The organism is Psychrobacter sp. AH5, from assembly GCF_040371085.1.
Lineage (GTDB): Bacteria > Pseudomonadota > Gammaproteobacteria > Pseudomonadales > Moraxellaceae > Psychrobacter.
In genome coordinates, this window is the sequence record NZ_JAMBMT010000001.1 from 92,949 (window position 1) to 108,734 (window position 15,786).

The following is a 15,786-nucleotide window of genomic DNA, read 5'->3' on the forward strand; positions in this document are numbered from 1 at the left end:
ACCTTTTGTGTCTACCAAAAGCCCTATTATTAGCGGTGGATACTCATCAAAAGGACACACGATAGCTATGCAGTTAAACACAGTGCAAACAAGCACAGTAATTTTGAATACCCTTTTGAATTAGGCTAAACGTCACTGGATGTTTGGCATTTTTTTGTGTCCGCATGCTTTTCTTGCAAATAGCGTTTAATTGAAATCTTAATCCTATTTTTCCGACTGTTATTTACCTATTTTTAATTTACTGTTTATCCGATTGATACGGTTATCTAAGAGCTTGATAACTTTACGTTTCAATACTATTGATGACCAATATTTTTGATTATGTTGTAAGCGTTATGCGTTGGTCTATGTATTAGTATAGATCAATGATTTTTAACTTTAAGATGATTTTTTATTATTATCTCATTTGTAAAGCTGTTGTTATTATCGTATGCGTCGCTAAGTTTGCATAGTATCACCTAGTATTGTTGTAATCTAGCTACGATTTTATTTATCTCCATGTTTACTGTAAGGACTCTCGATGGCATATTCTTATACTGAAAAAAAGCGTATTCGCAAAAGTTTTGCTGAATTGCCCACTGTGATGGACATTCCCTATTTACTGTCTATTCAAGTAGATTCCTATGAGCAATTCTTGCAAGAGCATAAAAAGCCTAAAGCTCGTGAGAATATTGGTCTACAAGCCGCTTACTCTTCTATCTTCCCAATTGAGAGCCACTCTGGTAATGCAGAGCTGCAATTTGTCGAATACTATTTAGGGGATCCTGAGTTTGATGAGCGTGAATGTATTTTGCGTGGTTCAACCTTTGCCGCTCCTATGCGGGTCAAGATTCGTCTTATTATCAAAGACAAAGATAGCAAAGATAAAGATAGTAAAGCGGCTATCAAAGATATTCGTGAGCAAAGCGTCTATATGGGCGAGATGCCGCTAATGACGGCTAACGGTACTTTTATTATTAATGGCACTGAGCGCGTGATCGTCTCACAATTACATCGCTCACCTGGCGTGTTCTTTGATCATGACAAAGGTAAGTCGCATTCAAGTGGTAAGGTGCTTTATAACGCGCGTATTATTCCTTACCGTGGTTCATGGCTCGACTTTGAATTTGATGCTAAAGATTTAGTCTTCGCTCGTATTGACCGTCGCCGTAAATTATTAGCCTCTATCATTTTGCGTGCGCTTGGTTTAACGACTAGTGAGATTTTAGACTTATTCTTTGATAAAGTTTCGGTCTATAAAGGTGATGAGCAGTTCGAGATTGACATTGTTGCTGATCGTCTGCGCGGCGAGATGGCACAGTTCGATATCGTCTCTCCTGACGGTGAGGTAATAGTTGAGCAAGGCAAGCGTATCAATGCTCGCCGTATCCGTCAGATCGAAGAAGCGGGTATGACTAAGATTGCTGTGCCTGATGAGTATCTATATGAGCGTATTTTGGCGGAAGACATTGTCGTCAATGATGAAGTTATCGCCAAGGCAAACACCTTAATTGACCATGAATTATTGGTTAAATTAAGTGCCTTTGAAGCTAGCGACTCTATCAAAGAGTTTAGCATTTTATTCACCAATGATATCGATCAGGGCAGTTATATCGCTGATACCTTGCGCGCTGATAGCACTTCAAGCCGTGAAGAAGCGTTGATTGAGATCTATAAAGTCATGCGTCCCGGTGAGCCGCCAACGGTTGAGACGGCTGAAAAACTATTCGAGAGCATGTTCTTCAATGCTGATCGCTATGACTTATCTAACGTCGGCCGGATGAAGTTTAACCGCCGTTTAGGTTTAGAGTTTGAGAATACTGATGATCCTGACATTCAGCGCGAGCGTAGCGTTCTAACCAATGACGACATCGTTAACGTATTAAAAGAGCTGATTGAGATCCGTAATGGTCGCGGCGAAGTCGATGATATTGACCATTTAGGTAACCGCCGTATTCGCTCAGTAGGTGAGATGGCAGAGAACCAATTCCGCGTAGGTCTAGTACGTGTTGAGCGTGCGGTAAAAGAGCGTTTATCATCAGCGGAATCCGATAATTTATCACCGCAAGATTTGATCAACTCAAAACCCGTTGCGGCTGCAGTGAAAGAATTCTTTGGTTCAAGTCAGCTGTCACAGTTTATGGATCAAAACAACCCGTTGTCAGAAGTGACGCATAAACGCCGTGTCTCAGCATTAGGCCCCGGCGGTTTAACGCGTGAGCGCGCAGGCTTTGAAGTCCGTGACGTTCATGACACCCATTATGGCCGTGTCTGCCCGATTGAGACGCCAGAAGGTCCAAACATTGGTCTGATTAACTCATTAGCCACTTTTGCTAAAACTAACAGCTTTGGTTTCTTAGAGACTCCTTATCGCCGGGTGGTTGATGGTAAGGTTACTGATGAGATTGAATATTTATCAGCGATCGAAGAAGTGGGTACGGTGATTGCACAAGCCGACTCGCCAATGAACGATAAAGGCGAGCTCGCTGACGATATGGTCAGTGTGCGTAGCTATGGCGAATTTGTACGTATGCCTGCTGATAAAGTAACGCATATGGATGTGTCGCCAAGTCAGGTGGTATCGGTAGCAGCAGGTCTTATTCCATTCTTGGAGCATGATGATGCTAACCGTGCCCTCATGGGTTCGAACATGCAGCGTCAGGCTGTTCCAACCCTACGTGCGGATAAGCCGCTCGTCGGTACGGGTATGGAGCGTCACGTAGCGCGCGACTCTGGTGTTTGTGTCATTGCTAAACGTGGCGGTGTGATCGAAGACGTTGATGCCTCACGTATCGTAGTACGCGTTAACGAAGATGAGATGGTCGCAGGTGAAGCGGGTATCGATATCTATAACTTGATCAAATACACGCGCTCTAACCAGAACACTTGTATTAACCAGCGTATTATCGTCAACCAAGGCGATGAGATTGCTTTTGGTGATATCTTGGCTGATGGTCCTTCAACGGACTTAGGTGAGCTAGCATTAGGTCAGAACATTCGTATCGCCTTTATGCCGTGGAATGGTTATAACTTCGAAGATTCAATTTTGCTATCAGAAAAAGTGGTGAAAGAAGATCGTTTCACTACTATTCATATTCAAGAATTAACTTGTGTGGCGCGTGATACCAAGTTGGGTACCGAAGAGATTACCGCTGATATTCCAAACGTTGGCGAAGCCGCGTTATCAAGCCTTGATGAAGCGGGTATTGTCTACATTGGTGCTGAGGTTGATGCTGGTGACATCTTAGTCGGTAAAGTCACACCAAAAGGTGAGACGCAGTTAACGCCAGAAGAGAAACTACTGCGGGCAATCTTTGGTGAAAAAGCGGCTGATGTGAAAGACACCTCGTTACGGGTGCCAACCTCAAGCAAAGGCACGGTTATTGACGTACAAGTCTTTACTCGTGATGGCGTCGAAAAAGATGCCCGTGCTCGCGCCATTGAGAAGTCGCAGCTCGATAGCTACCGCAAAGATCTAAAAGAAGAGCTACGCATCTTTGAAGAAGCGGCGCGTGGTCGTATTGGTACGTTGCTTGATGGCCAAAAAGTCAGTGGCGGTGCCGGTCTAAAAGCTGGTACGGTGATGAAAGCGGCTGACATGAAAGAGATGAGCCTTGAGACTTTACTGGATATTCAACCAGTCGAAGAAGACATCGCTGAGCGTCTCACCCAAATCGCTGAGTATTTAGTCGATAAGCAAAAAGACATCGATAGTAAGTTTGCGGAGAAAAAACGCAAACTAACCGCTGGGGATGACTTGCAACACGGCGTGCAAAAAATCGTTAAGGTCTATCTAGCGGTTAAACGCCGGATTCAGCCGGGTGACAAGATGGCGGGTCGTCATGGTAACAAAGGGGTGGTCTCGCGCATTATGCCGGTCGAAGACATGCCTTATGATGAGCATGGCAACACAGTTGATATCGTGCTAAACCCACTTGGTGTTCCATCACGTATGAACATCGGTCAGGTGCTTGAGACCCATTTGGGTATGGCAGCCAAAGGTTTGGGCGAGAAGATTGACAATATGCTCAAAGCGCAAGCGGCTATCAAAGATCTGCGTGATTTCTTAGATCAGATCTACAACAAAGTCGGCGGCGAGCAAGTTGATTTGGATAGCCTCTCTGATGATGACATTATGGCTTTAGCAGGTAACTTACGCGGCGGTGTGCCGATGGGTACCGCAGTATTTGATGGTGCTCATGAGCATCAGGTCAAAGACTTGCTTGAGCTTGCAGGGCTTGATCGTGATGGCCAGCAGGTACTTTATGACGGTCGTACCGGTCAGAAGTTTGATCGTAAAGTCACGGTCGGTTATATGTACATGCTCAAATTGAACCACTTAGTTGATGACAAGATGCATGCGCGTTCTACTGGTTCTTACTCACTAGTTACTCAGCAGCCACTTGGCGGTAAAGCGCAGTTCGGTGGTCAGAGATTCGGTGAGATGGAAGTATGGGCACTAGAGGCATATGGCGCGACTTATACCTTGCAAGAGATGCTAACGGTGAAGTCGGATGATGTCGAAGGCCGTACTCGTATGTACAAAAACATCGTTGATGGTGAGCAGTATATGGATCCAGGTATGCCTGAATCGTTCAACGTACTGACCAAAGAAATCAAATCACTGGGTATAAATATTGAGTTAAAAGAGAATAACTAAGTCCTTATTGAAGCTTAGTAGTTCTGCTAAAGGCAGCCGGTTTATTTTTACAAATACTAAAGGATAAATGCTGCTGCTTTTAGTTCTCTATCTCATCCCTATTCATTGCCTTCAGTCCTCAAAGTGGCTTGTATACTAAATACAGCTTAGAGGATTATAAAGATAACGGAGAAGCAACTTGAAAGATTTACTCGATATCATGCAAAGCCCTACCGCAAGCGGTAATCGTGAGTTTGATAGTATTCAAATTACTTTAGCTTCGCCTGATGTGATCAAATCATGGTCACATGGCGAAGTCAAAAAACCAGAAACCATTAACTATCGCACCTTTAAGCCTGAACGTGACGGTCTATTCTGTGCCAAAATCTTTGGCCCCGTAAAAGACTTTGAATGCTTGTGCGGTAAGTATAAGCGCCGTAAGTTCCAAGGCGTGATTTGTGAGAAGTGCGGCGTTGAAGTCACAACTGCCAAAGTTCGCCGTGATCGTATGGGTCATATTGATCTTGCCAGTCCTGTGGCGCATATTTGGTTTTTAAAATCATTGCCAAGCCGTATCGGTCTTTTGCTAGACATGACGCTACGTGACATCGAGCGTGTGCTTTATTTTGAGAGCTATATTGTTACTGAACCGGGTCTAACTAGTCTTGAGAAGTATCAGTTGCTTGATGACGAAGACTACTACCGCGCGCTTGAAGAGTTCGGTGATGAGTTCGTTGCCAAGATGGGTGCAGAAGCGGTACAAGACTTGCTCAAAGACATTGATCTTGATATTGAGATTGATGAGCTACGTGAAGCGATCCCGCAAACTGGCTCTGAGACTAAGCTCAAAAAAATGTCTAAGCGCCTAAAATTATTAGAAGCTTTCCGTGATTCTAATAATAAGCCTGAGTGGATGGTAATGAATATCTTGCCAGTACTACCACCAGATCTACGTCCGCTAGTACCGCTAGAAGGCGGCCGTTTTGCAACCTCAGATCTAAACGATTTGTATCGCCGCGTTATCAACCGTAATAACCGTCTCAAGCGTTTATTAGAATTGAGTGCGCCTGATATTATCGTGCGTAACGAAAAACGTATGCTGCAAGAGTCCGTCGATGCGCTACTAGATAATGGTCGTCGCGGCCGTGCTATCACTGGTAGTAACAAGCGTCCGCTAAAGTCTTTGGCGGATATGATCAAAGGTAAGCAAGGTCGTTTCCGTCAGAACTTACTAGGTAAGCGTGTCGACTATTCAGGTCGTTCGGTTATCGTGGTAGGTCCAACGCTACGTTTGCATCAGTGTGGTCTACCAAAGAAAATGGCACTTGAGCTATTTAAGCCGTTTACTTATGCCAAGCTGTTATCGCATGGTATGGCAACGACTATCAAAGCGGCCAAAAAGATGGTCGAGCGTGAAGAGCCGCAAGTGTGGGATATGCTAGCGATGGTTATTCGCGAGCATCCAGTGCTCTTGAACCGTGCGCCAACTTTGCATAGATTAGGTCTGCAAGCGTTTGAGCCAGTATTGATCGAAGGTAAAGCGATTCAGTTGCATCCGCTAGTTTGCACTGCATTTAACGCGGACTTTGATGGCGATCAGATGGCCGTGCACGTGCCATTGACCCTAGAAGCTCAGCTTGAATCACGTGCCTTGATGATGTCAACCAACAACATCTTGTCACCTGCTAACGGTGATCCAATTATCGTACCGTCACAAGATGTGGTCTTGGGTCTGTATTACATCAGCCGCTCGTCTATTAATGCTAAAGGCGAGGGCATGATTTTTGCCACCGTTAATGAAGCGTTGCGCGCGATCGGCTCTAATGATTTGCATGTCAACGCTATGATTAAAGTGCGTGTGACTGAGACGCAAATTGATGAAGAGGGTAATCAGACTGAATCGACTAGTCTAAAAGACACGGTTGCTGGTCGTCTACTTATCTGGAACATCATGCCAAAAGGTATGGCGTTTGATGAGTGTAACCAAGAGATGACTAAGAAAAACATCTCGCGCTTGATCAACTCTTGCTATCGTAAGATGGGCGTCAAAGACAGCGTTATGTTCGCCGATCAGCTTATGTATTTAGGTTTTGCGCAAGCGACCTTGTCTGGGGTATCCATCGGTCTAGACGATATGGTTATTCCACCAAGCAAAAAGCAAATCATCGAAACCGCTGATGCTGAAGTTCGCGAGATCGAAGATCAGTTTGAGCAGGGTTTTGTCACTGCGGGTGAGCGCTATAACAAAGTTGTCGATATCTGGTCACGTACCAATGATAAAGTCGCCAAAGCGATGATGGATAACTTAGCTACTGATAAAGTTATCAATGCAAAAGGTGAGGAAGAAGAGCAAAAATCTTTCAACTCAATCTTTATCATGTCAGATTCTGGTGCTCGTGGTAGCGCCGCGCAGATTCGTCAGCTTGCTGGTATGCGTGGTCTAATGGCTAAGCCGGATGGTTCAATCATTGAGACGCCGATTAAAGCCAACTTCCGTGAAGGTTTGACGGTACTACAGTACTTCATCTCAACTCACGGCGCGCGTAAAGGTCTTGCCGATACCGCACTAAAAACCGCTAACTCGGGTTATCTGACTCGTCGCCTTGTCGATGTGGCACAAGATTTGGTTATCACTAGCGAAGATTGTGGTACTGAGCAAGGCCTCTTGATGACGCCGCACATTCAAGGTGGCGAGATCATTGAGAAATTGGGCGAACTAGTACTAGGCCGCGTCACCGCTCGTGATGTGACTTATAACGATGATGCTGACAAGGTATTGATCCCGGCAGGTACGCTGATTGATGAGCAATGGGTCAATATTTTAGACGAAAACGCTATCGATGATATTTGGGTACGCTCAGTCATCACTTGTGATATCGAGCACGGTGTTTGTTCACAGTGTTACGGTCGTGACTTGGCTCGTGGTCATAAAGTCAATATCGGTGAGTCTGTTGGGGTTATGGCCGCGCAGTCTATCGGTGAGCCAGGTACTCAGTTGACGATGCGTACTTTCCACGTGGGCGGGGCGGCGAGTTCCGCGTCAGTGGATAACAGCATCTCGGTACGTAACGCTGGTCAAGCGCATTTTGAGAATATGAAAACTGTTGAGCATACCGATGGTCACTTAGTTATTGTTTCTCGTTCTGCTGAAATCGCCTTAACCGATGAGTTAGGCCGTGAGCGTGAGCGTTATAAAGTGCCTTATGGTTCAAGTGTACTGGTGAAGAATGGCGACAAAGTTGAAGGTGGCCAGACTATCGCTAAATGGGATCCGCATACGCATCCTATTATCACTGAATTCGCTGGTACCGCGCGCTTTAGCGATATCACTGATGGTATGACCGCGACGGTAAAAGTTGATGATGCGACCGGTATGAGCTCGTTTGAGATTCTAGCCACGCGTGATCGTTCAAGTAACGCCAAAGACTTACGTCCGGCAATTATCTTGAATACCGATGCCGGTAAAGAAGTGGTTTACTTCTTACCTGCTGAAACCATCATTCGCGTTAGTGATGGCGAAAAAGTAGCTGCAGGTTCGATCTTAGGCCGTGTGCCACAAGCGTCTTCTGGTACCAAAGATATTACCGGTGGTCTACCACGAGTCGCTGATCTATTTGAAGCACGTCGCCCGAAAGATCACGCTATCATGGCTGAGATGACGGGTGTGGTTAGCTTTGGTAAAGAGACTAAGGGCAAAAACCGCTTTATCATTACCAATGAAGATGGCGAAGTGCATGAAGAGCTGATCCCAAAATGGCGTCAAATCAACGTCTTTGAAAACGAGACGGTAGCGCGCGGTGAGATTATCGCTGATGGTCCACAAAACCCGCATGATATCTTGCGTTTGAAAGGTCAAACGGCACTTGCTGATTATATCGTTAACGAAGTGCAGGACGTTTATCGCTTGCAAGGCGTGAAGATCAATGACAAGCACATCGAGGTCATCATTCGTCAGATGCTGCGTAAAGTTGAGGTCACTGACGGTGGTGATTCTGGTCACTTCAAAGGCGATCAAGTCGAATATGCCGATGTCAAAGCATTAAATGCGAAGCTAGTGGCAGAAGATAAATTCCCAGTCCAGTATGAGCGTCAATTGCTGGGTATTACTAAAGCGAGCCTTGCTACTGAAAGCTTTATCTCAGCCGCTTCGTTCCAGGAAACTACGCGTGTGTTAACGGCGGCTGCTGTTACTGGTAAAGTTGATGAGCTTCGCGGCCTCAAAGAAAACGTCGTGGTAGGTCGTTTGATCCCTGCTGGTACAGGCTTGGCTTATCATAAAGCGCGTAAAGATAAGGCTGAGCAAAAGCTGCAGGATAAAGATCTCAATGCAGCCTTTGATATGGGTACCGCTAGCAGCGATAGCAAAGACTTTACTAGCTTTGATGAAGCTTTTGCGCAAGAGCTTAATCAAGATAATTAATCGTCTTAATTGATTGTTATTTCATAGTGAAAAAGCCAGCCTTAGTGCTGGCTTTTTTGTGGTTGTAGGTTTTTTAATAACTTAGTGGTTTATGATAAATAAAGAAAACGACTCATTATTACTACTAAAAAATAGTACACTTAAGATCACATTACAAATATTTATATTTAATAAAAGGATAACTTACCCATGGCAGGTAAAACCCGCGTTGCCAAGTATCATGCCGATCGTACCAATCAAAAGCTTTATTTTTGTCGTCTAGCTTGCCAAGCCGCTGATAGCAGTCATGACAAGCAGCTTTATCAAGCACATTGTGAAACCGCTATTTTTCACTTATACGGGAGTTTTTTGGCTTTCATGCAAGAGCTATCTCAGTTTTATGACTTAGAGCTGGCCGCTCCTACCTTAGAGCAGATAGAGCAAGCTTTGAGCTTACGTACTCAAGTCTCTCCTGAGGTTATGCAATTACAGCAGCTACAACAGCAAGGTTTTTTGGCTGATATTGAGCACGCTTATCAGCGCTGTCTTTATGCGCTAATAGCTGATAAACCAAATAGTGATGATCATCAAGCGCTTGAGTCTAGGCCCAAAGATCTTATTGTTAATGTGGTAACGCTGTCAAATCAGTGGTTACCTGATGAAGCTACTATTCGAGAATGGCGCAGTCAGTTACTAGCTTTGATTGAGCAGCTACGTGGCGGTATGGTTGAGTTTTAATGAAAGTATCATCTTAGCTTAGCCGCATAAGCTTTACAATATAAAAAAGGGTACTCAGCGATGAGTACCCTTTTTTGTTTTAGCCATAGTTTAGAGGAGCTAGCCGCTGCTATTCGGGCATGGCTGGCATACGCTCTGTAGGCGTTGGGGTTAATGGTCTTGTAGTAGCGCCACCACTATTGCTACTGCTAGAGCCCGTAGACTGTGCTTCAGGTTTTGACTCCTCTTCTATTGGTTCTGGAGGCTTACGCTGCTGAGGTATAGGTTTAACCGGCTTAGTAGCGCTAGTGTCTTCTTCTTCATCAACATCGCCGGTAATGATACCGCCATCTTTCATCTCAATAATCTGCTGCTTTTGCTTCTTAGACTTGGACTTATTATTGAGCGACACCCATTGAACAGGAGTATCTTCTAACTGCGCTTTCATAAAGTCCATCCAAACGGGAAGGGCAGCAACGCCGCCATACTCACGACGACCCAGAGTCGATGGTTGATCAAAACCCATCCATACTACGGTAGCGTTGGTCGGATGAAAACCGGCAAACCAAGCATCCTTAGCTTCATTTGTGGTTCCTGTTTTTCCGCCAATATCATTACGACCCAGCGCTTTGGCTCGCACAGCAGTACCGCGCTGCACTACATCTCGCAAAATATCTGCCATATCATAAGCCACTCTTGGTTTTAAGATACGCGGCGCTTGGGTGGCGGTGACATACTGAACCACAGGTGCTTGCAAGCGATCTGATAATGGACTCGCATCATAGATTTTGGTATTGATTAATTCATTATTCGCCAGATCTTCATCATTAGCGCTGGTTTCAATAGTGGCTTGCTCGTCCGCTTCGCTGCTGTCATTTTGATTATCATTATTGACATTATCATTAGCTGCAACTTTATCAGTACTATCTGTCTTATTCGCTTTTTGCTCTGCCTCTTCAATAAGCTGCTTATTACGCTCTTCTAGCTGCTCGTTGAAACAAAGTGCACAAGCTTGCTGCGGATTGGCCTGAAACAATAACTCGTTTTGATAATTATAAATCTGCTCAATAAAGTAAGGCTGAATGCGATGACCACCGTTTGCAAAGGTGGCGTAGGCGGTTGCCATTTGTAGAGGTGTTGCTTGACCAGCGCCTAAGGCTAGTGAGAGGGTAGTGGGCAGTTTTTCTTTATCCAAACCGAATTGATCCAATAAATCACGCGTATCAGATATACCTACTGCCTGTAATAAGCGAATAGATACTAAGTTACGAGACAAATAAAGCCCGCGGCGTAAAGTAATATCTCCTAAAAAGCGTGAGTCAGAATTCTTAGGTTGCCAATCGCCGACCTGAATGGGACGGTCAGAGACTATACTATCGGGGCTATAGCCTTTTTCAAGAGCGCTGGTATAAATAAGCGGCTTTATAGTAGAACCCGGTTGCCGCCAACCTTGTAGCGCGCGATTAAACTTACTATAGTTAAAGTCAAAGCCGCCGACTAAAGCATTAAGAGCACCAGTATCCGGATTTAATGACACCAAACTGCCTTGGACATCAGGGATTTGAGCCAATTGCCAACTACCACTTTCTGTCTTTATCAGGCGTACAATATCTTTATCTTTGACAACTTGAGAGGCGTTACTAGGCAAATTACCAAAACGATCAGCGGAGATAAACTTTTTGGCCCAGCTCATACCCGACCAATCTACGGTGACAGTCTCGCCCGATTGCATAAGCGCGTCAAAGCTACGCGATTTTATACTAGTGACTTTGGCAGGATAGAGGCTGCCATAACGGCGAAAGTCCTCAAGCGGTTTATCATTAGCCTCAGCACCGCGCCAACCGTGGCGATGATCATAGGCAATAAGACCTTTTAACACCGCCGCCTCAGCATCTTGCTGCGCTTGACTATCAACAGTTAAACGCACTCGCCAGCCGCCATTAACCACTTGTTCACCGTAACGATTGACCAAGGCATAACGGGTCATCTCTGCCAAATAAGGCATATTAACATCGAGTTTTTCTTGATATAAATTCAAGCCGATAGGAGAGTTTATAGCTTCATCATGCTCAGCTTGATCAATGTAGCCAAGCTCGTGCATGCGGCCAATAATCCAATTACGGCGGGTCAGTGCTCGACTAGGATTGGCCACTGGGTTATATTTTGAAGGTGCTTTTGGTAGGCCCGCTAACATCGCCATCTCAGCGATAGTTAAACTATCAAGCGACTTACTATAGTATTTTTTGGCGGCGGCGCGGATACCATAAGCGCCTTCCCCCAAATATATCTTATTAACATATAAAGTCAAAATCTCATCTTTACTGAGCTCATCTTCCATCTTACGGGCGACGAACAATTCAGTTAATTTTCGATTTAAGGTGCGCTCAGGGCTCAAAAAGTAATTTTTGGCAACTTGCATGGTAATAGTTGAGCCACCGGTTTGACCCTCATCATCGGTCACCACCTCAGTGACTGCTCGGCCTAAACCTTTAATACTAATGCCGCTATGCTGAAAAAAAGAAGAGTCCTCAGCGGCCAAAAATGCATTGGTTAAGCTTTTAGGAATCTCTTCATAAGCTACGGGTAAAGATAAGCGATTACCATACTGACCAATGAGTTTGTCATCGCGGCTATAGATCTGTAATGGCATCTCAAGATTTGCTTTTTTTATCTCTTGAATACTAGGCAAAGTAGGCGATAGATACATTGCCATGCCATAAAACCCGATCGGTACTGCAAGTGCTAAGACTACAATTAGTGCTAAAAAGGCAATAAAAAGCCCCACCAAGTAATGAACGAGACGGACAGTGGCGTTTTTTTTGGTCATAATAGGCTTATCAATTAGGAGTTTTAACACCAGTCATTATACCTTGAACCCAAAGTAGCGGTCACATTAAATGTGTAAGTATCTGATAAATCTTTTTAAATGCTTGAATATGTCTATTAAGTAACGTATTGTATTCCAATATTAAAAAACCGTCGTAACGTACGTTCTATATAAGGTGTAGAGTTTGTGAAGCTACTTTCTTCTAAGCATCAAGGTTTGATTGGAGTTGACATTTGTGCAACCTCAGTCAAACTGGTTGACATTAGTCGGCAACAAGGAGTATTTCATCTCAAGTCTTATGGCATTGAGAGATTAACTCCAGGCATAGTTGTCGACAAACTTATTGTCGATACAGAAGCCGTAGGTGATGCCATCTCTAGCTTAGTGCGTCGTAATCGAGTGACTAGCAGTGAGGCGGTTACCGCGGTTTCAGGGTCATCGGTTATTACCAAAATCATCGACATGGATGCAGGTTTGAACGATGCTGAACGTGAAGCGCAAATCCGCCTTGATGCCGATCAGTATATTCCATACCCTTTAGATGAGGTTAATCTCGATTTTGAGGTGCTCGGCCCCTCGATAGTGGATGATACTATGGTGCAGGTATTATTGGCAGCCTCGCGTTCTGAGAAAGTCGATCAGCGTGTCGATGCCCTAGCTTTTGGCGGTCTTAAGACCAAGGTCATGGATATTGAATCACATGCCATAGAGCGTGCCTTTAAATTGATGGTAGACGATCTACCAAACATGCCAGAATTAATCGCTCTAGTCGATATTGGACACAATCAGACTACTTTATATATCGCCAAAGGTCATAATTTTATCTATAGCAGAGAGCAATTGTTTGGCGGCTTACAGTTGACCGAAGCTATTCAAGATCGTTATGGCTTATCTTTTGAGGAAGCTACGGCAAACAAGCATGAGCGTATGTTACCTGAGGATTATTATCCTGAAGTGTTGACCCCTTTTATGGAAAATATGGTTCAGCAGATTACCCGCTCTTTACAGTTTTACTTCTCCTCAAGCCAGCATAGTCGTATTGATCATATCGTGCTAGCTGGCGGTAGTAGCTCCATACCCGGACTTGCTGGCATGATACAACAAAAACTGAGTATCGGAGTTACGGTTGCCAATCCATTTATCAATATGACTATCAGCCCCTATATTGATAGTGAGCAGTTAGCTATTGATGCCCCGAGTTTAATGGCCGCTTGCGGGCTGGCGCTTAGGAGTTTTAACTGATGCCTCGCATTAACTTATTACCCTGGCGTGCTGAAGAACGCGCGCGTCGCAACAAAGAATTTTTAACGTTAGTCATTGCGGTAACTTTGCTAGCACTGTTGGCAGCTTTTGCTACTTGGAGCTATTTTAACAATGAGCTAGAAGAGCAACGTGATGCCAACGATCGTATTACGCAAGAAAACAGTCGACTAGATGCAGTACTGGTAGAGATTGATACGCTTGAGCAGCGCCGAGAAGAGATTATCTCGCGCATGCAGGTCATTCAAGATTTGCAAGGACGTCGTCCGATACCAGTGCGTTTATGGGATGATATTGCCAAAGCCATTCCTACTGCTCTTTACCTTAACAATCTAAAACGCGAAGGTGATTTGCTGACCTTTACTGGGCTGGCAGATAACCCGAATGTCGTCTCAAGCCTGATTCGTAACTTAGATAGTAGCCCATGGATGGGGAATTCTGCGGTGCGTAATATTCAACAAAACATCAGCGCTTATGAGACTGCTCCTGAGCTTGGCGCTGCAACCACCAACACTACTAATAGTGAACAGCCGCGCCCTATATATCCTGAAGACAGCTATGTACAGTTTGTAATTACTACGCAAGTGCAATCAGCATTGCCTGAGCCTGTAGAGTCAGCAGATATTGTCGCGAGTACCAACGGCTCTGGAGGCGCTTTATGAAACCTATGCGCAAAAAAAGCCTAATTAAAACTAAAAAAAGCTTTATTAAAAAGCAAGATAGACGGCAACGCCCAAAAAAGTCTTTTGATTTTAATGAGTTTCGACGCAGTTTTGAGTCGTTAGATACTGATAATTCAGGTAATTGGCCGGTTCCTGTCAAAATCACCGTATTATTATTAGTAGTCAGTTTTATTGCTGCTCTTTCTTGGGCTTTGCCTATAAGTAGTAAAATTGATGAGATTAGAGCAAGCGAGAGTGAGCAGCAAACCTTACTCGATAGCTATCGCGAAAAAGAGTCTCGAGCGCGGCACTTAGAGACTTATAAAGCTCAAGTTGAACAAATGGACACTGAATTTAATACCTTACTCGATCAGCTACCCAAAGAGACGCGAGTGTCTGAGCTAGTAGAGGGTATCAATATGACTGGAGTTGGAAGCAATATTCGCTTTCAAGATATCTCCGTTGAGCCTGAAATCGAAAATGAGTTCTTTATCGAGCAGCCTATTCGTATTGCTGCTTTAGGAGAGTACCATCAATTTGGTAGCTTTATCAGTGGTTTAGCGGCGCTACCACGTATCATTACTATGCATGATTTTGAGGTGAGTAATCCGCAGCCCACTTTAGAGGCTATACCAGAGCTAAATTTGGTATTACAAACCAAGACCTATCGCTCAAAAGAGCCAGCGCTCGAGGGGGAAGAGGCTGCTACTGATGCGCCGGTACCTACTGACGCTAGTGCTGGAGGTAACTGATGATTAAACCGCTATCAAATATTATCCTACTAGCGATGACAGCTTTTATACTTAACGGCTGTACTGATAGGATTGGTATGGCTGAGCAGGCAATGGCTGATATACGCGCATCAACTGCCCAGCCTATTGAACCACCGCCCAAGGCTTTATTGGTGGAGGATTTTGTCTACAGTGCCAGTAGTTTACGCAGCCCGTTTTTGCCGCCAAGTTTAGTCAATGTACAAGGACCAACTACTGCTATTGATGGCGTACGACCTGATATCAATCGTATAAAGGAGCCGTTAGAGCAGTATGAGATTGCTCAGCTGACTTTTCGCGGTATGGTCATCTCACCTGAAGGTCAGCAGTACGCTTTAGTACAGCGTCCAGATGGCTCGGTAGCTAGCGTTACAGTAGGAAATTATCTTGGCCTTAATGATGGGCGCATTGTAGAGATTACGCCAACACAGATTAATCTAATTGAAATTGTACCCGACAGCCGCGCAGGGTTTATCGAAAGACCGCAGTCGCTGGTCTCTCCTATAAATTAAGATGGTAGATTTTTGAGGAAT

At 44.6% G+C, this 15,786-nt stretch carries 8 protein-coding genes; 7 read left to right on the forward strand and 1 reads right to left on the reverse strand.

Features of this window, described 5'->3' with window-relative positions:
• The first annotated feature begins 520 nt into the window (after positions 1-520).
• From rpoB to M0N77_RS00445, 3 genes are all read left to right on the forward strand, one after another.
• Entirely contained in the window at positions 521-4,639 is a 4,119-nt protein-coding gene (rpoB, locus tag M0N77_RS00435) for a DNA-directed RNA polymerase subunit beta (protein WP_353102511.1), read from the forward strand.
• Positions 4,640-4,817: 178 nt separating this feature from the next.
• Entirely contained in the window at positions 4,818-9,038 is a 4,221-nt protein-coding gene (rpoC, locus tag M0N77_RS00440; RefSeq protein WP_353102513.1) for a DNA-directed RNA polymerase subunit beta', read from the forward strand.
• Positions 9,039-9,227: 189 nt separating this feature from the next.
• Positions 9,228-9,755, forward strand: coding sequence for a DUF6586 family protein (locus tag M0N77_RS00445; protein ID WP_353102515.1), 528 nt, complete (start codon positions 9,228-9,230; stop codon positions 9,753-9,755).
• A gap of 109 nt (positions 9,756-9,864) precedes the next feature.
• Here M0N77_RS00445 and M0N77_RS00450 read toward each other — a convergent pair whose 3' ends face one another.
• Positions 9,865-12,561, reverse strand: a complete 2,697-nt coding sequence (locus tag M0N77_RS00450; protein ID WP_353105536.1) for a transglycosylase domain-containing protein — start codon at positions 12,559-12,561, stop codon at positions 9,865-9,867.
• 186 nt (positions 12,562-12,747) lie between these two features.
• Here M0N77_RS00450 and M0N77_RS00455 point away from each other — a divergent pair, with 186 nt between their 5' ends.
• Genes M0N77_RS00455 through M0N77_RS00470 form a run of 4 tightly spaced genes read left to right on the forward strand, consistent with a single transcriptional unit; the run spans position 12,748 to position 15,765 of the window.
• Positions 12,748-13,803, forward strand: coding sequence for a pilus assembly protein PilM (locus M0N77_RS00455; RefSeq protein WP_353102517.1), 1,056 nt, complete (start codon positions 12,748-12,750; stop codon positions 13,801-13,803).
• On the forward strand, positions 13,803-14,483 hold the full coding sequence (locus tag M0N77_RS00460; RefSeq protein ID WP_353102519.1) for a PilN domain-containing protein: 681 nt from the start codon (positions 13,803-13,805) through the stop codon (positions 14,481-14,483). The genes M0N77_RS00455 and M0N77_RS00460 overlap by 1 nt, the downstream gene beginning before the upstream one ends.
• Positions 14,480-15,235, forward strand: a complete 756-nt coding sequence (locus M0N77_RS00465) for a type 4a pilus biogenesis protein PilO (RefSeq protein WP_353102521.1) — start codon at positions 14,480-14,482, stop codon at positions 15,233-15,235. The genes M0N77_RS00460 and M0N77_RS00465 overlap by 4 nt, the downstream gene beginning before the upstream one ends.
• Positions 15,235-15,765 carry a pilus assembly protein PilP gene (locus M0N77_RS00470; RefSeq protein WP_353102523.1) on the forward strand — a complete coding sequence of 177 codons (531 nt, stop codon included), beginning with the start codon at positions 15,235-15,237 and terminating at the stop codon, positions 15,763-15,765. Before M0N77_RS00465 ends, M0N77_RS00470 begins: the two co-directional genes overlap by 1 nt.
• Positions 15,766-15,786: the final 21 nt, after the last annotated feature.

Coding starts and splice junctions, on each gene's coding strand:
- rpoB (WP_353102511.1), top strand. CDS start 521: ATGGCATATTCTTATACTGAAAAAAAGCGTATTCGCAAAAGTTTTGCT.
- M0N77_RS00445 (WP_353102515.1), top strand. CDS start 9,228: ATGGCAGGTAAAACCCGCGTTGCCAAGTATCATGCCGATCGTACCAAT.
- M0N77_RS00450 (WP_353105536.1), bottom strand. CDS start 12,561: ATGACCAAAAAAAACGCCACTGTCCGTCTCGTTCATTACTTGGTGGGG.
- M0N77_RS00460 (WP_353102519.1), top strand. CDS start 13,803: ATGCCTCGCATTAACTTATTACCCTGGCGTGCTGAAGAACGCGCGCGT.
- M0N77_RS00465 (WP_353102521.1), top strand. CDS start 14,480: ATGAAACCTATGCGCAAAAAAAGCCTAATTAAAACTAAAAAAAGCTTT.
- M0N77_RS00470 (WP_353102523.1), top strand. CDS start 15,235: ATGATTAAACCGCTATCAAATATTATCCTACTAGCGATGACAGCTTTT.